The sequence below is a fragment of the Donghicola tyrosinivorans genome (genome assembly GCF_003003355.1).
Lineage (GTDB): Bacteria > Pseudomonadota > Alphaproteobacteria > Rhodobacterales > Rhodobacteraceae > Donghicola > Donghicola tyrosinivorans.
The window spans coordinates 233,541-253,078 of sequence record NZ_PVTQ01000002.1 but is presented as its reverse complement, the minus strand read 5'-3'; the positions used below and the strand labels follow the sequence as shown (position 1 = coordinate 253,078).

The following is a 19,538-nucleotide window of genomic DNA, read 5'->3' as shown; positions in this document are numbered from 1 at the left end:
CCCATTCATTTCAGGCTGTACCTGCAAGCGTTCAGGCGGCCAGCCCGCGCCCTTTCAGCAGGGCCTCAACACCAGGCAAGCGGCCACGGAACGCGGTATAAAGCTCATCCGCGGGGCGAGAGCCGCCCATCGACAGGATGTTCGCCTCTAGGCTTTTCGCCGTTTCGGGGTCGAACGCGCCGCCCGCCTCTCTGAAGGCCTCAAACGCGTCAGCATCCATCACCTCGGACCACATGTAGCTGTAATAGCCGCTGGAATATCCGTCGCCCGAAAAGACATGGGCAAAGTGCGGCGTTGCATGGCGCATCCCGATGGCCTTGGGCATGCCAAGGTCCGCCAAAACAGCCTCTTGCGCTGCCATAGCATCCTCGGGCGCAGCGCCATCGTGGAACGCCAGATCGACCAGAGCCGAGCCCAGATATTCCACCGTCTGGAACCCCATATCAAAATTCGCCGCCCCCAGAACCGCATCAGCCATCTCTTGCGGCATCGGCTCGCCGGTTTCGGCATGAACTGCGAATTTGGCCAGAACTTCAGGCACTTCCAGCCAATGCTCATAAAGCTGGCTTGGCAGTTCCACAAAGTCCCGCGCCACCGATGTGCCCGACATGCTGCCATAGCGCACATCAGACAACATCTGGTGCAAAGCGTGGCCGAATTCATGAAACAGGGTCCGCGCATCATCATAGGACAAAAGCGCAGGCTGACCCTCATCGGGCTGCGCAAAGTTGCAGACGTTCACCACGATGGGATGCGCCTTGACGGGGTAGTCCGACTGGCTGCGGAAAGCGCTGCACCACGCGCCCGACCGCTTGGAGGGCCGTGCAAAATAGTCACCGATGAACACCGCGACCAAAGCGCCGTCACGGGTCACTTCCCATGCCCTCGCATCAGCGTGGTACAGCGGTACGTCGATCTCTTTGAAGGCCAGCCCGAACAAACGGGTCGAGCAATCGAACGCCGCCTCAATCATCTTATCTAGCTGGAAATAAGGCTTTAACTTTGCCTCATCCAAAGCATGTTCCGCCTGACGCCGCTTTTCCGCGTAATAGCGCCAGTCCCATGCCTCAAGATCACCATTAATCCCGTCGTCCCGCATCATGGCGGTCAGAACCTCGGCATCTGCGTTCGCCTGCGCCTTGGCGGGCTCCCACACCTGCATCAACAGCTCACGCACACGATCGGGGGTGCCAGCCATCTCGGTTTCCAGCTTGAACGCCGCAAAAGTGTCATAGCCAAGCAGCTTGGCCCGTTCATCGCGCAGCTTCAGGGTTTCATTGGCGATCTCGCGGTTGTCGGTTTCGCCGCCCATCGCACCACGGGCTGCCCAAGCCTTGTAGGCCTTTTCGCGCAAAGAACGATTGGGGCTGAATTGCAGGAACGGCACGATCAGAGACCGCGAGGTCGTGATCACCGGCTTACCCTCGCCCGCGCGGCGCGCGGCAGAGGTCAGGAAATCGGGCAGACCATCCAGATCGCCTTCAGACAGCTCCATCTTCCAGCCTGCCTCATCGGCCAGCAGGTTCTGAGTGAACTGGGTGCCAAGGGTCGACAGGCGCGACATCACCTCACGCATCCGCGCGGCCTCATCCCCATCCAGCGCCGCACCGGAGCGAACGAACCCGCGATAGCTGAGGTACAGCAGACGGGCGTCCTGTTCATCCAGATCAAGGCTGTCACGGCTGTTCCACAGGGCCTCGACCCGAGCAAACAGCGCCTTATTGCTGTTGATATCACTGAAATGGGCCGACAGACGGGGTGCGAAATCACGCTGCAATTCTTGCCGCACAGGGTTCGAGTCGCTGCCCGCCACATTGTAGAACACCGACAGCACCCGATCGAGTTCCTCGCCCGAATGCTCTTGCGCCAGAATGGTGTTTTCAAAGGTCGCGGGTTCGGGGTTCGCGGCGATTGCCTCGATCTCGGCCTTATGGCTGGCCAGCGCCTGCTCAAACGCAGGGGCGAAATCGGCGTCGCTGATGGCGTCGAAACGGGGCAACCCCAGCGGGCCGTCCCAGGGTTGGATCAAAGCGGTGGTCATTCAAACGTCCTTCTCGGCGCCGCAAACGGGACAATCCCCGCGCGGCTTCAGTGTAATGTTGCGGGTCTCGGCGTAGAGCGCGTCGTGGATCAGCATCCGCCCGCGCAACGTCTGGCCCGCACCCGTGATGTGCTTCACCGCCTCGGTCGCCATGATCGAGCCGATGATCCCCGGCAGCGGCCCAACCACACCGGCCTCGGCGCATGAGGGGGCCAGATGGGCGGCGGGGGCCTCGGGGAAGATACATTGATAACATGGGGTGCCGTTCGCCGGATCAAAGAGGCTGACCTGCCCCTCCCATTGACTTAGCGCGCCAGAGATTAGCGGTTTGCCCAGTTTGACGCAGATTTCATTCACCAGATAACGGGTTTCAAAGTTATCCGTCCCATCCAGAACCAGATCATATTCGGCGATCAAAGCTTCGGCATTGGCCCGCGAGAAGCGCTGGTTGTAAGGGCGCACGGTGACAAAGGGGTTCAAACCGATCATCCGGTCCACCGCTGACTGCACCTTGGGACGGCCGATGTCATTGTCGCTGTGCAGAACCTGCCGCTGCAGGTTGCTGTTATCGACCACATCCGCATCGATCACACCAATGGTCCCGACACCCGCACCGGCCAGATATAGCAGCACCGGACTGCCAAGCCCGCCTGCCCCGATCACCAGCACTTTTGCATCACGCAGGGCGTTCTGCCCCGAGCCGCCAATCTCGCGCAGAAAGATATGGCGCGCATAGCGCTCCAACTCGACCGGAGAAAAACTGCCCTCGCGGGGCGGCTCCGGGGCGACGGCCCGCATGGCAGCGGCAGCGCGCAGTTTGCGCAGGCCCACGCGGTAGGTCAACGCGGTGGCCAGCAGCACGCCTACAATCAGCCACGGCTTGGCGTCCCCGCCAAATGCCACGCGCACGCCAGCCCCTTCCGGCATCACCAGATGCGCCAGCACAATCGCCACATAAAGCAAGGCAATCAGCCCCCAACGAGTGCCCGAAGGCATCCTCATCAGTCGCCCGATCCCCCAGATCATCGCCGCCAAGCCTAGAAACAGCGTCATCCCTTGTCCCTTTCTCAGGTGCCGGTCGAACCGAAGCCACCACCGCCACGGGCGGTCTGGCCCGAAAATTCGTCAACCACTGCCAATTGCGGCCGCACCACAGGCACAAAGATCATTTGCGCAATCCGCTCACCTGGGTCGATCACAATCGCATCGCCCGACGGATTGCGGTTCCAGACGCTGACGTAGATCTGGGCGGTGTAATCGGGATCGATCAAGCCCACCGAATTCCCCATTACCAAACCCTTCTTGTGCCCTAACCCCGAGCGCGGCAGGATCATCGCAGCCACATGGGCATTATTCATGAACAGCGCGATCCCCGAGGGAACCAGAACAGCTGCCTCTTGGGGCTTCACGTGCAAAGGCGCGTCGATACAGGCGTGCAGATCAACCGCTGCGGCCATGTCGCTCTGGTATTTCGGCAGGCCCCAATCATGAAGTCTTTGATCAAGAACCTTAACCTCGATCCCGGGGGTGAACGACGAAAGCGTCATAAGCTCTCCTAGCTGAAAATGATGGAGCAGAGCCTAGCGTTCCACGCGGCGACTACAAGCGGAACCGTCGGGATATGCCTGGCTCGAATATTGGCGGGCACAGGGAATACCTGACTATCCCGCACCACGGCCCTTTGATATTGTGTTAGACATACTCAAGATTTACTCTAGGGTACACCTTATGGGCGTATCTCGTTTACCTTGTCCCCAGTGCTTTTGGCCCTCTCACTCATGCGGCCATGTTTTCCCCGATCGCCCTGAAACCAAACAGCACTTGTGAGATATTATGCACAATTGGGATGATCTGAAATACTGTTTGGCTTTAAAGCGCTATGGCACCATGTCCGGTGCCGCAAATGCGCTTAAAACCAACGTAGCCACGGTCTCGCGTCGGATTCACGGCCTCTCAGAGGAACTTGGCGCACCTCTTTTCACCAAAGAGGGACAAAAGTGGAAACCGACTTCCTTCGCCAATGCGCTGGCCGATCTGGCCAACCAAACCGAAGAAGTTCTGCAAAAACTGGAAACAGAGAACAACGATGATACCGCACCACGAGAGTTGCGGATCAACTGTGATAGCGTCATCCGGCAGTCCCGCGTGATGGGCGCGGTCTCCAGTCTTTTTGAAACCATACCTAACGTGGTGTTCACCCTGCGTTTTGGTACGGCCAGCCTTGGCTTTGGGGAAACAGACGTCTTCATCACCACCACTCAGTTCGGTGAAGGTAACCTTGTGCAGCGACGCGTTGGCGCGGTCAAAACCGCTGTCTGGTGCGGTGCCGCCCACCAAAACAATCTGAAAAGCTGGATCAGATTAGAGAACTGTCCGCCGCTAGATCCGCAACAGGAAGAAGTTGCCTCCGTGATGGGCCCGGAGCAGATGGTTCTGAATGATGGAATGCTCTGTGCAGATGTTATCCAGAAGCTGCCCTTCGCTGCGACACTGACCGAAGACTTTGCAGTGCGCCAACGGGGTTTGCGCCTCTTAACCCAGTTCGAACCTGTCTCGCATCCGGTCTGGGCTTATTTCCATGGCACCCGACGCAATGATAGCGTGGTTCAACTGGCCATTGAATGGGTCTCAACCGCATTCAAGATGCAGAACGAACAGCTGGTTATTCCGGCCAACGTTACCCTGCCCTATCCAGAACCTGTCGGCGATTGAACCAAGGGAAAGGCAGCGCAAAAGGCCGGGGACTATGCCGCCCCGACCCGCGCTGCCATACGCACAGCCTGCGCGCTGCGTGCAGCGACTTTGATGACCATGAACAATTTTTCACGGCTCAGGTCATCCTTCATGAGGAAACCATCGACTTCCACCTGTTCGAGAATTTCCAAAAACGAGAATTCATCCAGTCCCGAGAACAGGACCACACCTGCGCCCGAAACGTCGCCGGACAGGTTACGCATTTCGCGGATAAACTCATCACCGGTCATCTCGCCCAGATTATAGTCAACGAACACCAGATCCGGGACCTGTAGTGTGCCTTGGCTGGCAGCCTCCATGAATTCGCTTGGTGACTTGAAGCGCTCCACGGAATAGGTGTCCGCCGACTTCAGCCAGCGGGTGACGATTTCTGCGTGAAGATCATCATCTTCGATAAAGGTGATGTGCATACAAGTCTCCAAAGGGGGCGTTTCTGGCGTGCGAACCATGAATCACTAGAAGACAAACCAAAGGCACGCATGCCTTAACTCTCTTAACCGTAAGGGACATTCAGCAGCAGTTCAACACATGCAGAAATCACTAGGTATTATCCATTCCGCCATGCAAAACTGACTATTGAATACATATTATATGTCAAAGCGCCTTATTTTCCTATCTTTTAATACAAGCAAGACGGCATTTGCTTAGATGTGTACTTCCTCCGCTGCGGAAATCGATTAAACAGGCAAGATGCGTCTTGCAGTTTTGCACGACGTCGCACCCCACAAATTTGCGCTTGTCAGTATAGTAGCGCTAAAATGACCGCCCATCTGTAAGGATGTTTTTTTTTAGGTTCATGGAATGAATGCTCTGTTTCCCAAACAAACATCCAAAGCTACTTTATTAGTCGTAGATGATGACGAAATAGACCGTGAAATCATCCTGCGCGCCCTTGCTGAACATGGGCTTGAGGTTCCGGTGGCTTATGCAGCCAACGGGAACGAAGCGATCGAACTTATGAAAGCAGAGACAGACACCGCATTTGTGGTGCTTCTGGACCTGAACATGCCCGTCCTTGACGGATTTGAGACTCTGGACGTAATGCGCAAAGATCCCGACCTGATGAAAACGCCAGTTTTCATCCTATCCACCTCGGATGAAGAGCGGGATATCGACCAAAGCTACCGTATGGGCATCTCTGGGTACCTGCGCAAAGCCGAAATCGACGAAGGCATGGAGCGGATCATCTCTCTGATGCGCGCCTATATCGAAACGGTCAAACTGCCCTAATTTATCACGCCAGCGCGGCTGCTATCTCGGCGGCCAGACGATCCGACACGTCTGTCTTGGACATACGGGGCCAGTCCTCTGCGCTATCGGCCTTGACCACGGTCACCTTATTTTCCTGACCGCCCATAATGCCGGTTTCTGGGCGCACGTCGTTGGCAACGATCCAGTCACACCCCTTGCGGACCCGCTTTGCCGTTGCATTTGCGATCACGTCATCGGTCTCGGCGGCAAAGCCCACCACCAGCTTGGGCCGCCCTTCGCTCATTTGCGACACGCGGGCCAGAATGTCGGGGTTCTCGGCGAACTCCAGCGTTGGCAATTTGCCCGCCTGCTTCTTGATCTTGCTGTTCGAAGCGCCCGCCACACGCCAATCGGCCACAGCCGCCGCAAAGACCGCCGCATCCACAGGCAGCGCCTTTTCTACGGCACGCAACATCTGATCAGCGGTTTCCACACGGATCACCCGTGCCCCCAAAGGCGCCGGAACCGAGGCCGGTCCCGTCACAAAGGTCACCTCTGCCCCCAGACGCATCAGCGCCTCGGCAATGGCAGTGCCCTGCGCACCGGACGAGCGGTTGGCAATGTAGCGCACGGGGTCAATCGGTTCATGAGTTGGGCCAGAGGTCACCAGCACATGCTGGCCCTTCAACGGCCCGTCAATCAGCGCATCCTTGATGGCTTTGAATATCGCGGCGGGTTCTGCCATGCGGCCCGGCCCGTATTCACCGCAGGCCATATCGCCCTCATCAGGACCGACAAAGCGGATACCGTCCGCCTTCATTGTCGCCAGATTGCGCTGGGTTGCGGGGTGTTCCCACATGCGCACATTCATGGCAGGGGCCACCAGAACCGGCGTATCCGTCGCCATCAGCAGGGTCGAGGCCAGATCATTCGCGTGACCGCCCGCCATCTTGGCCATCAGGTCCGCCGTAACAGGGGCCACAACCACCAGATCGGCGCTGCGGGACAGCTGGATATGCCCCATCTCTGCCTCTTCGGTCAGATCGAACAAATCGGTCATCGCCTTTTCGCCCGCCAAGGCCGAGACCGACAAAGGCGTCACAAACTCTGCCGCTGCCTTGGTCATAACAGGCGTCACATGAGCCCCGTCACCGCGCAACAGGCGGATCAGCTCAAGGCATTTGTAGGCGGCGATCCCGCCCCCGATGATCAGCAGAATGCGTTTGCCAGCCAGCATAGCGCCACCTCCTCAGGTCCTTACACAACTGGTAAAGACCGACAGGGAAAAGCGCAATCACTCCTGCGTGCCAAAGGTGGTACAAGGATCGTCGCGCTCGGTCGGCGCAGTGACCAGCCACAGATCATAAGGGGGCTGATCATCCGGCGCCTGCTCCAACTGCCCGACCGAAATCACCCGCACATCGGGCGCTGCAAGACCAAGCAGATAAGGCATTCCCCAATCATTACGGGCGTGACCATTGCCGGTAATCACCGCCACAGGCCCGCCGGTATCTTCAAGCGCAGTCAACGCCGCCTGCGCCAAAGCCGCATCGCGCAGACGCTGGCTTTCGACCATCCCGCCCATCATCTCGGCTGGCATGGCGTTACAGTGGGCCTCCATCTGCTCGGCCTCACGGATTTCTTGCTGATCTTCAGGCAAGCTCTGATCCAGACCGAACCGCGCCGCCTCTGGCCCGAAGACCGCCGCAGCCCCCTGTCCGACCGAGGCGCGCAAATCCTCACGCTGGACCCAAGCGCCATAGATTGCCGCCTGCCCCACGGCCTCAAAGACCGGCCAATAAATGTCCATCGAGGGCCAGCCGCTGTCGGCCCAACCGGTCACCTTTTCCAGCTGCTCAGGCGATACGCGATCCTCAGCGGTAAGCTTGGCCGCAACATCGGGCGTCAACTGTTCAAACACCACGGCAGCGGGCGAAATTGCCCTGATGGCCCGCGCTTGGTTCAGGTGCTGGATGGCGGAATCGTGGTATTCGCCTAATACAAAGACCTGCCCGTCGGGCAGGTCCGTGATGTCATCAATCTGCGCCCCGTGGGCGGGCAGAGCGACAAGGCAAACAAGAAGAAAAGCTGGTGTTCTCATACCAAGAACGCATGAACCTCTTTGCTTTCGTTCTCAAGAGTTTTGCGCATTTTCTGGAAGGCTGCGGCCTCAAGCTGGCGCACCCGCTCTTTCGACAAGCCCAACTCTTGGCCAAGACTTTCCAGCGTGCGGGGTTCATCAACCAACTTCCGTTCGCGAATGATAAATCGCTCGCGCTCGTTCAGCGCCCCCATCGCGCTTAGCAGCCAACCGCGCAGACGCGCCATATCGTGCTGATGGGCGACGGTATGCTCTGCCTGCTCGCCAACATCCTCAAGGCTGTCGATCCATTCGCGACCATCTTCATCGCTGGATTGCGTCGCGTTCAGGGAAAAATCATTCCCCGACAAACGCGCCTCCATCATGATCACGTCATTCAAAGGCACACCGACCTCATGGGCGATCTTTTCGTGCAACTGGTGACGGTCCAATTCGATCCCATCAGCCTGCGCCTCTCGCTCCAGACGGGCCTGCACACGGCGCATGTTGAAGAACAGAGACTTCTGACTGCTGGTCGAGCCGGTCCGCACCATCGACCAATTGCGCATCACATAGTCCTGGACCGAGGCCTTGATCCACCACACAGCATAGGTCGAAAACCGCACACCGCGATCAGGGTCGAATTTTTCAGCCGCTTTCATCAGGCCCAGACCCGCTTCTTGGATCAGGTCATTCATGGGCGCACCATAACGCCGGAACTTCGCCGCCATCGAGATCGCCAGACGCATGTAGGCCGTAATCAGCCGGTGCAGCGCCGCTTCATCCCGATGATCGCGCCACGCATAGGCCAGCGCCAATTCGGTTTCAGCATCCAGCAGTTCTGCCTTCATGGCAGCGCGAGACAGTGTCTTGTCCACTTGGGCATCCAGAGCCATATGTGCTACTCCCATGTTATCGCACCGATGACGGGCGTCTCATTGTGTTGATGTAGGGTCTACGCACGAGGGTCCGGTTTAGTTCACTATGAGGTGAAAAAATGTTGCCCCCCCTAACTGTGGTCATCGGAGGCGCCGCCTCAGGGAAGTCTGATTTTGCTGAAGAAATCGTCGTTTCTGCATCTTCGCACAGGCTCTATATAGCCACCGCGCAGGCATGGGATGATGAGATGCGTGCCAAAATCCGCGCCCATCAGGACGCCCGCGCCGCCGCTGGTTGGCGCACGGTGGAAACGCCGCTGGACCCCGAAACTGCCCTTGGGACAATGGCTGAGGATGAGGTAGCCCTGCTGGACTGCGCCACCATGTGGCTGACCAATCATCTGTTGGCCGAACACGATCTGGATGCCGCCGAGGCCGCCCTGACCGCCGGTCTTGCCGCCGCCAAAGGCCCCGTGGTCATCGTCACCAACGAAGTGGGCGCAGGCATCGTGCCGGAAAACGCCTTGGCCCGCCGCTTTCGCGAGGCCCAAGGGCGATTGAACCGCCGCCTCGCCGCCCGTGCCGATCTGGTCGTCACCGTCATCGCGGGCCTGCCACTGACGCTGAAGGGACAATTGCCGTGACGCAACTTTTCATGGTCCGCCACGGGCCAACCCATGTGAAAAAGCTGATTGGTTGGACGGATGTGCCCGCCGACCTGTCCGACCGACAGGCTATCGCGGGGCTTAAGGGCGCTCTGCCAGACCTGCCCGTGATCTCGTCCGACCTGCTGCGGGCGCGGCAGACGGCAGACGCGATCCAAGGGGCGCGGCGCCGGTTGCCCCATGCGGCCCAATTTCGGGAAATCCACATGGGGGCATGGGAAGATCGCAGCTGGACAGAGATTGACGATAGCACCCCCGGCGCCCTGCGGCAGTACTACGAACAGCCCGGCGACACCGCCCCGCCAGAGGGCGAGAGCTGGAACCAACTTTCACAGCGGGTCCATGAGAGGCTGACTGATTTACTGGCCCATCACCCCAAAGGACTGATCGTCGTGGCGCATATGGGACCGATCCTGACCGTCGTTCAGCGGGCGCGGGACATCAGCGCTTATGACGCGCTTGCGCAAGTGATCGCCCCCCTCTCGGTCAGTCAATTCAACTATGACGGCGCGTTTCACGAAATCACAGTGAACCAGTTTCCTGCCGCCCTTTAACCATTTGGCAACCATCCCTGCTTAAGCCTTAAGAAAAAGGGCGCGGGCATGATCAGTCGGGTTTTCACAGTCGCTTTCGAAGGGGTCACCGCCCGTCTGGTTGAGGTGCAATGCGCCGTCACACCCGGCCTGCCCGCGTTTTCAGTCGTTGGCCTGCCGGACAAAGCAGTCTCGGAGGCGCGTGAACGGGTGCGGGCAGCCATGTCCGCCCTAGCAGTGGCCCTGCCCTCAAAACGGATCAGCGTGAATCTCTCACCCGCGGACTTGCCGAAAGAGGGGTCGCACTTCGACCTCCCCATCGCCTTGGCTCTTTTGGCCGCATTGGAAATCATCCCATCTGACGCCGCAGAAAGCACCGTTGCTTTGGGCGAACTGTCGTTGGACGGCAGCCTGATCCCAGTACCGGGTGCCCTGCCCGCCGCCATGACCGCAGCCGAGGAGGACAAGTCTCTGCTTTGCCCCGCCGCCTGCGGCTCGGAAGCGGCATGGGTCGGCAACGCCGAGGTGATCGCAGCCCGTGATTTGGCAACAATATTAAGGCACTACACCGGACAAGGCCTACTGCCCCCTGCCACGCCGGGCGATGCGACCCATCCTTCACAGCATCTGTGTTTGCGCGATGTGAAAGGACAGGAACGTGCAAAGCGCGCTTTAGAGATTGCTGCCGCAGGACGCCACCACCTGTTCATGATGGGCACCCCCGGCTCTGGCAAATCCATGTTGGCCGCGCGAATGCCCGGCATTCTACCGCCCCTCACTGCGCCCGAAGCGCTCGAGACCAGCATGATCCATTCGGTCGCGGGACTGCTGGATCATGGTGGCATCTCCCGCGCCCGCCCCTTCCGCGAACCGCACCACACGGCCTCCAAGGCGGCAATTGTCGGCGGTGGCCGCAGCGCCGGTCCGGGCGAGATCAGCCTTGCCCACAACGGCGTTCTGTTTCTGGATGAGTTGCCCGAATTCGCCCGCTCGGTGCTGGAGACCCTGCGCCAGCCCCTAGAGACAGGCAGCGTCATGGTGGCCCGCGCCAACGCCCACGTGCGCTACCCCAGCCGCGTGACCCTGATCGCAGCCGCCAACCCTTGCCGCTGCGGATACCTGCCTGAGGCCGATCGCGCCTGTTCGCGCGCGCCCGCTTGTGGCGCCGATTATTTGGGAAAAATCAGCGGCCCCTTGATGGATCGGTTCGATCTACGGGTCGAAGTTCCGCCTGTGTCCTACACTGATCTGGGAATGCCTGCCTCGGGCGAGACCTCTGGCGACGTAGCCGCACGGGTCAGTGCGGCCCATGACATCCAGAAACGTCGCTATGAGGCCATTGATCACACGCGCAGTAACGCGGACTGCGAGGGCCAACTCTTGGAAGAAATCGCCCGACCTGACGATGCAGGGCAGGCGCTGATTTCAAAGGTTGCCGAAAAGATCGGCCTGTCTGCCCGTGGCTATCACCGCATCTTGCGGGTGGCACGGACAATCGCCGATCTGGAAGGCGCGGACCATGTGGAGCGCCACCACATCGCCGAAGCCGCGGGGTTCAGGTTGACCCTGTCCCCCACGCGCAAGTCATGAACGCTTTGCTTCGATCGCCTGCCAGATTTTCTCGGCGATATTGACCCCGTCAAACCGCTCTAGCTCTTGAATTCCGGTGGGCGAGGTCACGTTGATCTCGGTCAGCCAATCGCCAATGACGTCAATCCCCACAAAGACCAGACCACGCTCTTTCAGGCGGGGGCCGATGGTGGCGCAGATTTCAAGATCGCGCTCTGTCAGGCCGACTTTTTCCGGCCGGCCGCCAACATGCATGTTGCTGCGGGTCTCGCCAGCAGCAGGTACGCGGTTGATCGCGCCAACAGGCTCACCATCCACCAGTATCACGCGCTTGTCGCCTTTGGACACGGCAGGCAGGAATTTCTGCACAATCAGCGGCTCACGCGAAAAGCCGGTGAAGGTTTCGAAAAGCGAGGCCAGATTGCGATCATCACGGGTCAGCTTGAACACGCCCGCCCCGCCGTTGCCATAAAGCGGCTTGAGGATCACATCACCATGGTTTTCCTTGAAATCGCGCAAGGCTTTCAGATCACGGGCGATGATCGTCGGCGGCGTCAGTTCCGGGAAATCCAGCACCATCAATTTCTCGGGGCAATTACGCACCCAGAAGGGGTCATTCACCACCAGCGTATCAGGGTGGACACGCTCTAACAGGTGCGTCGTGGTGATATAGTGCATGTCAAAGGGCGGATCCTGACGCAGCCAGACCACATCCAGATCCGCTAGATTGACCTCTTTCTCTTCGCCAAGCTCAAAGTGATCACCTTTCACCCGACGCACGGTCAGCGACGACATTCGTGCAAAAACATGACCCTCACGGTAATACATGTTGTCCGGAGTGTAATAGAACAGCTCATGCCCACGGGCCTGCGCCTCTTCAGCCAGACGGAATGTGCTATCGGCGTCAATATTGATCGGACCGATCGGGTCCATCATGAAGGCAATCTTCAGAGCCATCGAAATCTCCTGCAGGTTTGCCATGATACATGGCGTGCAAGAGGCCCCAGTGCAATGGTTCAGGCCGCCATTAGCGCATTCTCAAGGATACTGACCTGACCGCTACGGTCCATCAAAGCCACATCGACACGCATTTGAGAAAGCAGCCCGTCAGGCTGTGTCCCCGCAAATTCTTCTGCAGCCGACAGAAGGCGGCGTTGCTGTCGATAGCCTAATGCCTGCGCTGCCTGATCGTGGGTTTTCGATGCCTTCACCTCAATGAACACCAAACCATCGTCCCTTTTGGCGACAATATCAATTTCGCCGGCACGACCGCGCCAGCGACGGGCAAGAATGTCATAGCCTTGATCGCGATATTGGTCCGCAACAACATTTTCAGCTGCGAGACCCGCCTCATAGCGCATCCGTCCGTTCATCCGTCATCCTTCCCCATTGCCAAAGCCATTTGATACACCTTGCGTCGCGGCAGGCCGTTTGCATTTGCGACCGCTTCGCTGGCATCACGCAAAGACATAGTCGTCAGTGCCTCTTTTAGCTGCTGTTCAATGGAGATTTCGTTAACGGCCGCAGGATTTCCGCGATCAATCAGCACAACGACTTCGCCCTTCAGCGTCCGTTCCGCCAGAATACCGCTTAGGTCCCCCAGAGAGCCGCGCAAGGTTTCCTCGAATTTCTTGGTCAGTTCACGGCAAATCGCGGCGGAGCGACCTGCGCCCAGAACGTCTGCTGCATCGCGCACCATCGCGGCGACCCGCTTGGGCGATTCGTAGAAGACCAGTGTCGCGGGGATCTGGCCCAACTCTGCCAAGGCGGTTTTCCGCTGGGAGGAGGTGTTTGGCAAAAAGCCTGCAAACAGGAATTTGTCCGTCGGCAGACCTGCAATCGTCAGCGCTGTCAGGACCGCAGAGGCCCCCGGCGCGGCATAGACTGGATAACCTGCGGCAATCGCCTCTTTCGACAACTGGAAGCCAGGATCAGCCACCAACGGGGTGCCCGCTTCTGACGCGTAGGCGACGGATTTGCCGTCTTCCAGCGCCTTCATGATCTTGGGTCGGGCCTGCGGGCCGTTATGATCATGATAGGCCACCAGATGACGGTCCCCCAACGGGATGCCGTGGATTTCCATCAGGTGGCGCAGCGTACGCGTATCCTCGGCCGCCAGCACATCCGCCGAGGCCAAAACGTCCATTGCACGCAATGTGATATCTCGGGCGCTGCCGATAGGTGTTGCAACAAAATGCAAGCCCGGCGCGATTGTTTCTATTCTATGATTACCCACTGGACCCGTGCCCCCTCTGCTTTATGATCCGCCGCATTAGCATTCGTTATTGGCTTGTGTGTCAGGGGGATCGGAAAGTGACAATAATCAAGTTATTTAAAGCCGCGTGCAAGGCGGCGCGTCTTGCCATCGCTCCTGCTGCGCTTGTTGCTGTTGCGGCATGTTCTCCGGGGATGACAAATTTAAGCGCACCATCTGGCCCGCGCACCGCACCCAGCAAGCCCGTAAAGGTCGCGCTACTGGTGCCCGCAGGGTCGGGCCAGCCCAGCGATGACATCCTTGCAACCGCATTGGAAAACGCGGCTCGCATGGCGATTGCCGACCTGCAAGGCGCCCAAATCCAGTTGCAGGTCTATAACACTGGTGGCAGCGCTGCGGGCGCATCCTCGGCGGCCACCACTGCGCTGAATGACGGCTCTGAGATCATCCTTGGGCCGGTCTATGCGGAAGCGGCCAACGCAGTAGGTGTCATTGCCGCGCAGCGCGGTGTCAACGTGTTAGCCTTCTCGAACAACGCCACCATTGCAGGCAACAACGTGTTCGTGCTGGGGCCGCTATTCCAGACCTCGGCCAACCGCCTGATGACCTACGCAAAAGCGCAAGGCAAACAGAGCGTCACCGTCGTTTATGCAGACAATCTGGCAGGCGAATTGGGTCAGAACGCCGTTTCTGTCGCCGCCCGCCGTGCTGGCATGCAGGTGAACGCGGCTGTGCGTCACGAATTCTCGCAGCAGGGGGTGATTGCGGCTGTTCCGCAGATCAAAGCCAGCGCGGCCAACTCGGACACCCTGTTCCTGACCGGCACGACCGACGGGACCATTCCACTGCTGACCCAGCTGCTGCCCGAAAGCGGCCTGAGCCCCGAGACCACCCAATACGTCAGCCTGACCCGTCTGGACATTCCCGCACAAACGCTGGAACTGCCCGGCGTGCAAGGGTCTTGGTTCTCGTTGCCTGATCCCAGCCGGACGGCCCAGTTCAACGGCCGCTATCAGGCGACCTACGGCACCGCGGCCCACCCGATCGCCGGTCTGGCCTATGACGGGATTGCCGCGATCGGCGCGCTGGTGGCCAGCGGTCGCCCTAATGCGCTGAGCAAGCCGTCGCTGACGCAGGCACAGGGCTTTGAAGGCGTGACAGGCATCTTCCGCCTGAACCCCGATGGCACCAATGACCGCGGTTTGGCCGTGGCAACCATCCAGAACAAGCAGATCATGGTGATTGATTCTGCCCCAAGCAGCTTTGCGCGTGCCGGTTTCTAAACCGGCATTCCTTCCAAAGGACTATTATGTACGAAGATCTGATCTGCCCGGCCGAAGCTATCTTTGACCGGGCGGCGGTCGATGCCGAAATTGCAAAGGCCGCCGAAGAGGCAAGTGGCGATCTATCCGCCCTGCGTAGCAAAACACTGAAAATTCTGATGGACGCCCAGAAGGCCGGTCGCACGTTGATCGCCGAGCGCTTCGGGGCTTCTCCGTTTCAGGCGCGCCCCACGATCCATGCCTATACCTACCTGACCGATAGCCTTGTCCATGCGGTGTTGAAATATGCGACCAATTACGCGCATCCGCTGTCGACCCCGACCAGCGGCGAACGTCTGGCGGTACTGGCGGTTGGCGGCTACGGGCGGGGCGATATGGCGCCGTTCTCGGATGTCGACCTGCTGTTCCTGACCCCCTACAAAATCACTCCTTGGGCCGAGAGCGTCATTGAATCGATGCTCTACCTGCTGTGGGACCTGCGCCTGAAAGTCGGCCACGCCAGCCGCACCATCAGCGACTGCATTAAGCTGGGCCGCGAGGATTTCACCATCCGCACCGCCCTTTTGGAACAGCGTTATCTGGACGGCGATGAAGAGCTAGCCAAAGATCTGCGCAAGCGTCTGCGCAACGATCTGTTCAAAGGCACCGAGCGGGAATTCATCACCGCCAAGCTGGAAGAGCGCGATCTGCGTCACGAAAAGCAAGGCGGCCAGCGTTATGTGGTCGAGCCCAACGTCAAAGAAGGCAAAGGCGGTCTGCGCGACCTGCAATCGGTGTTCTGGATCGCCAAATATGTACACGGCGTGAACGATGCTGCCGATTTGGTGCCTTTGGGCGTCTTTACCAAGGATGAATTCCAGCGCTTGGAAAAGGCCGAGGATTTCATCTGGGCGACCCGTTGCCACCTGCATCTGGCGACCAACCGTCCCACCGAACAGCTAACCTTTGACCTTCAGGTCGAGGTCGCCAGCCGCATGGGCTACGCCGATGGCGGCGGCCGCCGCGCGGTGGAACACTTCATGCAGGATTATTTCCGTCATGCCACTTCGGTGGGCGATCTGACCCGCATCTTCCTGACCGCGCTGGAAGCCACCCACACCAAGGCCGGCCCCTCGCTGGCGACCTTCTTCCGTCGCCGCAAAAAGCTGAGCCCGAACTACGTCGAGATCAACAACCGCCTTGGCATCAAGGACGAAAAGCTGTTCCTGAGCGCGCCGGTGAACTTTCTGCACCTCTTCGATGAGGCCCTGCGGACCGGCCTGTTGATCCACCCGAACGCCATGCGTCTGGTGGTGGCCAACCTGCATCTGATCGATGATGAGCTGCGCAACAGCAAGGAAGCCAACAAGATCTTCCTTGATCTACTGCTGAAACGGGGCAACCCCGAACGCGCCCTGCGCCGCATGAACGAGCTTGGGGTTCTGGCCGCCTTCATGCCGGAATTCGCCCCCATCGTGGCGATGATGCAGTTCAACATGTACCACAGCTACACCGTGGACGAGCATACGATCCAGTGCATCAGCCAGATGGCCCAGATCGAACGTCAGGAACTGACCGAACCGCTGCCGCTGGCCTCGTCGATCTTTGACGAAGGCATCAACCGCAAGGTTCTGTATGTGGCGATGCTGCTGCATGACATCGGCAAGGGCCGGAAAGAGGATCACTCGATCCTCGGGGCGCAGATTTCCCGCAAGATCACCCCGCGTCTGGGGCTGAAGCGCGAGGAATGCGAAACTGTGGAATGGCTGGTGCGCTATCACCTGCTGATGTCCGATATGGCGCAGAAGCGCGACATCTCGGACCCGCGCACGGTGCGTGCCTTTGCCAAGGCGGTTAAGACCCGCAAGCGGCTGGACCTGCTAACCGTTCTGACCGTCTGCGATATTCGCGGCGTTGGCCCCAACACGTGGAACAACTGGAAAGCCATGCTGCTGCGCCAGTTGCACGCGGAAACCGCCAAGGCGCTGGAACATGGTCTGGAAGAAGTGAACCGCGAAAGCCGTGGGAACGAGGCCAAATCCGCCTTGCGTGCGGCCCTCAAGGATTGGACCGAATCCGCCCTGCGCGAAGAAACCAAGCGGCACTATCCGCCCTACTGGCAGGGCCTGCCCCAGCAGACCCATGTCATCTTTGCGAACCTGCTCAAGGGTTTGGAGGACGATGAAATCCGCATCGACCTGCATCCTGATCCGGACCGCGATGCCACCCGCGCCTGCTTTGCCATGCAGGACCACCCGGGCATCTTTGCCCGCCTTGCCGGTGCGCTTGCGCTGGTCGGGGCAAACGTGGTGGATGCACGGACCTACACCTCCAAGGATGGCTACGCGACTGCCGTGTTCTGGGTTCAGGACGCCGAAGGCCATCCCTATGAGGAATCCCGTCTGGCTCGTCTGCGCACCATGATCCTCAAAATCCTCAAGGGCGAGGTTCTGGCTGGTCAGGCGCTGAAGGACAAAGACAAGTTCAAAAAACGGGAAAAGGCGTTCCGCGTCCCGACCTCGATCACCTTCGACAACGACGGCTCCGAGATCTACACAATCATCGAGGTAGACACCCGTGACCGTCCCGGCCTGCTGTACGATCTGGCCCGCACGCTGAGTAGCAACAACATCTACATCAGTAGCGCGGTCATCGCGACATACGGGGAACAGGTGGTCGATACCTTCTATGTTAAGGACATGTTCGGCCTGAAGTTCTACAGCCAGAGCAAACGGGAAGCCTTGGAGAAACGCCTGCGTGAGGCGATCGACAAGGGCGTAGAAAGGGCAATTGCGTGAACCCCATCCGGTTAATGTCAGGTTTTCTGACGGTCGGCGTCTGGACCTTTGCCAGCCGCATCTTGGGCTTTGCGAGGGACATCGTGATTGCCGCGATGCTTGGTGCAGGCCCCGTGGCCGAGGCCTTTCTAATCGCGTTTTCCCTGCCCAACATGTTCCGCCGCTTCTTTGCAGAAGGGGCGTTCAACATGGCCTTCGTGCCCATGTTCTCGAAAAAGCTGGAAGGGGACGAAGACCCCAAAGGCTTTGCTTCGGACGCCTTCAGTGCGCTGGCCTCGGTGTTGATCCTGTTCACACTGGTGGCACAACTGTTCATGCCCGCGCTGGTACTGGCGATGGCCAGTGGCTTTGCCGCGGATGAGCGGTTCGATCTGGCGGTGACCTTTGGCCGGATCGCCTTTCCGTACATTCTGCTGATCTCGTTGGCGGCGCTGCTGTCGGGGGTGCTGAACTCGTTGGGGCGGTTCTTTGCAGCGGCTGCCGCACCTGTGGCGCTGAATGTGATCTTCCTTCTGGCAATGGGGGCAGGCAGCGTCTTTGGCTGGGACCCCGGCCTGACCCTGAGTTGGGCGGTGCCCGTCGCAGGCGTCGCACAACTGGCTATCGTCTGGAAAAGCGCCGCGAATGCCGGGTTCCGGATCATCCCCCATTGGCCGCGCATGACACCGGACGTCAAACGTCTGGCAATGATCGCCGCCCCTGCCGCTTTGGCGGGCGGCGTGGTGCAGGTGAACCTGCTGATTGGCCGCCAGGTTGCCAGCTTTTTTGACGGAGCGGTGGCATGGCTGAACTACGCAGACCGCCTGTACCAACTGCCTTTGGGTGTGGTCGGCATTGCGATTGGCGTTGTGCTACTGCCGGACCTCTCGCGCCGCCTGCGGGCGGGTGATACGGCTGGCGGACGTGACGCCATGAACCGCGCGGCCGAGATCAGTCTGGCCCTGACCATCCCCGCCGCCGTTGCCCTTCTGGTCATCGCGACGCCTCTGGTAACCGTCCTGTTCCAGCGCGGAGCCTTCAGCGCCGAGGATGCCCATAACACCGCCCTTGCGGTTGCGGTCTACGGCATCGGCCTGCCGTCCTTCGTGTTGCAAAAGGTGCTACAGCCCCTGTTCTTTGCCCGCGAAGACACCAAGCGTCCGTTCTATGTGGCGCTGGCCTCGATGGTGGTGAACGCAGGCATCGCGATTGGCCTGTCGCCTTACATCGGCTTTATCGCTGCCGCTTGGGGCACCACGCTGGCGGGTTGGAGCAGTGTTGTCATCCTCTGGATCCTCTCGCGCAAGATGGGAGAGGCGGCACAGCTTGATGCCCGTTTTGCCACACGCCTACCCCGCATCATCGGCGCGAGCCTGTTCATGGGCGTGATCTTAGTAGTGTGCAGCCGGTTCCTTGACGACATGCTGCACCAAGGCGGCCTGCGCTATCTGGCGCTGCTGATCTTGGTGACCATCGGCATCGCCACCTACTTTATCGTGGTGGACCGCCTAGGGGGCCTGAAACTGTCCGAGTTGAAACGGAACATGCGCCGCCGGAAATAAGGCGCGGCCAA

Annotated in this window: 18 protein-coding genes; 8 read left to right on the top strand and 10 right to left on the bottom strand. The window is 59.4% G+C overall.

The window, feature by feature from the left end:
• Window positions 1–31: 31 nt before the first annotated feature.
• The 3 genes from CLV74_RS03730 to dut are packed head-to-tail and all read right to left on the bottom strand — an operon-like array spanning window position 32 to window position 3,588.
• Complete coding sequence (locus CLV74_RS03730) at window positions 32–2,041, bottom strand: M3 family metallopeptidase (protein ID WP_106262875.1); 2,010 nt, start codon at window positions 2,039–2,041, stop codon at window positions 32–34.
• Complete coding sequence (locus tag CLV74_RS03725) at window positions 2,042–3,094, bottom strand: HesA/MoeB/ThiF family protein (protein WP_106262874.1); 1,053 nt, start codon at window positions 3,092–3,094, stop codon at window positions 2,042–2,044.
• A 14-nt stretch (window positions 3,095–3,108) separates the two neighbouring features.
• Window positions 3,109–3,588 carry a dUTP diphosphatase gene (gene dut, locus CLV74_RS03720; RefSeq protein WP_106262873.1) on the bottom strand — a complete coding sequence of 160 codons (480 nt, stop codon included), beginning with the start codon at window positions 3,586–3,588 and terminating at the stop codon, window positions 3,109–3,111.
• A gap of 286 nt (window positions 3,589–3,874) precedes the next feature.
• Between dut and CLV74_RS03715 the strand changes: the two genes are divergently transcribed.
• On the top strand, window positions 3,875–4,753 hold the full coding sequence (locus CLV74_RS03715) for a LysR family transcriptional regulator (RefSeq protein WP_106262872.1): 879 nt from the start codon (window positions 3,875–3,877) through the stop codon (window positions 4,751–4,753).
• Between the two features lie 32 nt (window positions 4,754–4,785).
• Here the strand turns inward: CLV74_RS03715 and CLV74_RS03710 are convergent, their stop codons facing one another.
• Window positions 4,786–5,205 carry a response regulator gene (locus tag CLV74_RS03710; RefSeq protein ID WP_170107971.1) on the bottom strand — a complete coding sequence of 140 codons (420 nt, stop codon included), beginning with the start codon at window positions 5,203–5,205 and terminating at the stop codon, window positions 4,786–4,788.
• Between the two features lie 391 nt (window positions 5,206–5,596).
• Here CLV74_RS03710 and CLV74_RS03705 point away from each other — a divergent pair, with 391 nt between their 5' ends.
• Complete coding sequence (locus CLV74_RS03705; protein WP_106262870.1) at window positions 5,597–6,025, top strand: response regulator; 429 nt, start codon at window positions 5,597–5,599, stop codon at window positions 6,023–6,025.
• Window positions 6,026–6,029: 4 nt separating this feature from the next.
• Here the strand turns inward: CLV74_RS03705 and coaBC are convergent, their stop codons facing one another.
• The 3 genes from coaBC to CLV74_RS03690 are packed head-to-tail and all read right to left on the bottom strand — an operon-like array spanning window position 6,030 to window position 8,962.
• On the bottom strand, window positions 6,030–7,223 hold the full coding sequence (gene coaBC, locus CLV74_RS03700) for a bifunctional phosphopantothenoylcysteine decarboxylase/phosphopantothenate--cysteine ligase CoaBC (protein WP_106262869.1): 1,194 nt from the start codon (window positions 7,221–7,223) through the stop codon (window positions 6,030–6,032).
• A 57-nt stretch (window positions 7,224–7,280) separates the two neighbouring features.
• Window positions 7,281–8,087 (bottom strand): ChaN family lipoprotein, encoded by an 807-nt coding sequence (locus CLV74_RS03695; protein ID WP_106262868.1) that lies wholly within the window; start codon window positions 8,085–8,087, stop codon window positions 7,281–7,283.
• Window positions 8,084–8,962 (bottom strand): RNA polymerase factor sigma-32, encoded by an 879-nt coding sequence (locus CLV74_RS03690; protein ID WP_106262867.1) that lies wholly within the window; start codon window positions 8,960–8,962, stop codon window positions 8,084–8,086. The genes CLV74_RS03695 and CLV74_RS03690 overlap by 4 nt, the downstream gene beginning before the upstream one ends.
• Before the next feature lie 101 nt (window positions 8,963–9,063).
• On the opposite strand from CLV74_RS03690, the gene cobU reads away from it, so the two are divergent.
• Genes cobU through CLV74_RS03675 form a run of 3 tightly spaced genes read left to right on the top strand, consistent with a single transcriptional unit; the run spans window position 9,064 to window position 11,732 of the window.
• Window positions 9,064–9,588 carry a bifunctional adenosylcobinamide kinase/adenosylcobinamide-phosphate guanylyltransferase gene (gene cobU, locus CLV74_RS03685; protein WP_106262866.1) on the top strand — a complete coding sequence of 175 codons (525 nt, stop codon included), beginning with the start codon at window positions 9,064–9,066 and terminating at the stop codon, window positions 9,586–9,588.
• A complete protein-coding gene (locus CLV74_RS03680; RefSeq protein WP_245888450.1) occupies window positions 9,585–10,163 on the top strand; it encodes a histidine phosphatase family protein in 579 nt (192 codons plus the stop codon). Before cobU ends, CLV74_RS03680 begins: the two co-directional genes overlap by 4 nt.
• A gap of 48 nt (window positions 10,164–10,211) precedes the next feature.
• On the top strand, window positions 10,212–11,732 hold the full coding sequence (locus tag CLV74_RS03675; protein WP_106262865.1) for a YifB family Mg chelatase-like AAA ATPase: 1,521 nt from the start codon (window positions 10,212–10,214) through the stop codon (window positions 11,730–11,732).
• Here the strand turns inward: CLV74_RS03675 and gshB are convergent.
• The 3 genes from gshB to rsmI all read right to left on the bottom strand — a co-directional run bounded on the left by gshB (window position 11,727) and on the right by rsmI (window position 13,947).
• Window positions 11,727–12,662 (bottom strand): glutathione synthase, encoded by a 936-nt coding sequence (gene gshB / locus CLV74_RS03670; RefSeq protein WP_106263082.1) that lies wholly within the window; start codon window positions 12,660–12,662, stop codon window positions 11,727–11,729. The two genes, CLV74_RS03675 and gshB, sit on opposite strands and share 6 nt — an antisense overlap.
• 65 nt (window positions 12,663–12,727) lie before the next feature.
• Window positions 12,728–13,072 carry a YraN family protein gene (locus tag CLV74_RS03665; protein WP_245888449.1) on the bottom strand — a complete coding sequence of 115 codons (345 nt, stop codon included), beginning with the start codon at window positions 13,070–13,072 and terminating at the stop codon, window positions 12,728–12,730.
• An 8-nt stretch (window positions 13,073–13,080) separates the two neighbouring features.
• Entirely contained in the window at window positions 13,081–13,947 is an 867-nt protein-coding gene (rsmI, locus tag CLV74_RS03660) for a 16S rRNA (cytidine(1402)-2'-O)-methyltransferase (RefSeq protein WP_106262863.1), read from the bottom strand.
• Window positions 13,948–14,030: 83 nt separating this feature from the next.
• Here rsmI and CLV74_RS03655 point away from each other — a divergent pair, with 83 nt between their 5' ends.
• Genes CLV74_RS03655 through murJ form a run of 3 tightly spaced genes read left to right on the top strand, consistent with a single transcriptional unit; the run spans window position 14,031 to window position 19,527 of the window.
• Window positions 14,031–15,209, top strand: a complete 1,179-nt coding sequence (locus CLV74_RS03655) for a penicillin-binding protein activator (protein WP_425430966.1) — start codon at window positions 14,031–14,033, stop codon at window positions 15,207–15,209.
• A 26-nt stretch (window positions 15,210–15,235) separates the two neighbouring features.
• Complete coding sequence (locus CLV74_RS03650) at window positions 15,236–17,986, top strand: [protein-PII] uridylyltransferase (protein WP_106262861.1); 2,751 nt, start codon at window positions 15,236–15,238, stop codon at window positions 17,984–17,986.
• A complete protein-coding gene (gene murJ / locus CLV74_RS03645; RefSeq protein WP_106262860.1) occupies window positions 17,983–19,527 on the top strand; it encodes a murein biosynthesis integral membrane protein MurJ in 1,545 nt (514 codons plus the stop codon). The genes CLV74_RS03650 and murJ overlap by 4 nt, the downstream gene beginning before the upstream one ends.
• Window positions 19,528–19,538: the final 11 nt, after the last annotated feature.

Coding starts and splice junctions, on each gene's coding strand:
- cobU (WP_106262866.1), top strand. CDS start 9,064: ATGTTGCCCCCCCTAACTGTGGTCATCGGAGGCGCCGCCTCAGGGAAG.
- CLV74_RS03695 (WP_106262868.1), bottom strand. CDS start 8,087: ATGAGAACACCAGCTTTTCTTCTTGTTTGCCTTGTCGCTCTGCCCGCC.
- CLV74_RS03690 (WP_106262867.1), bottom strand. CDS start 8,962: ATGGCTCTGGATGCCCAAGTGGACAAGACACTGTCTCGCGCTGCCATG.
- CLV74_RS03715 (WP_106262872.1), top strand. CDS start 3,875: ATGCACAATTGGGATGATCTGAAATACTGTTTGGCTTTAAAGCGCTAT.
- CLV74_RS03725 (WP_106262874.1), bottom strand. CDS start 3,094: ATGACGCTGTTTCTAGGCTTGGCGGCGATGATCTGGGGGATCGGGCGA.
- dut (WP_106262873.1), bottom strand. CDS start 3,588: ATGACGCTTTCGTCGTTCACCCCCGGGATCGAGGTTAAGGTTCTTGAT.
- CLV74_RS03730 (WP_106262875.1), bottom strand. CDS start 2,041: ATGACCACCGCTTTGATCCAACCCTGGGACGGCCCGCTGGGGTTGCCC.
- CLV74_RS03705 (WP_106262870.1), top strand. CDS start 5,597: ATGAATGCTCTGTTTCCCAAACAAACATCCAAAGCTACTTTATTAGTC.
- CLV74_RS03710 (WP_170107971.1), bottom strand. CDS start 5,205: ATGCACATCACCTTTATCGAAGATGATGATCTTCACGCAGAAATCGTC.
- CLV74_RS03675 (WP_106262865.1), top strand. CDS start 10,212: ATGATCAGTCGGGTTTTCACAGTCGCTTTCGAAGGGGTCACCGCCCGT.
- CLV74_RS03650 (WP_106262861.1), top strand. CDS start 15,236: ATGTACGAAGATCTGATCTGCCCGGCCGAAGCTATCTTTGACCGGGCG.
- coaBC (WP_106262869.1), bottom strand. CDS start 7,223: ATGCTGGCTGGCAAACGCATTCTGCTGATCATCGGGGGCGGGATCGCC.
- CLV74_RS03665 (WP_245888449.1), bottom strand. CDS start 13,072: ATGCGCTATGAGGCGGGTCTCGCAGCTGAAAATGTTGTTGCGGACCAA.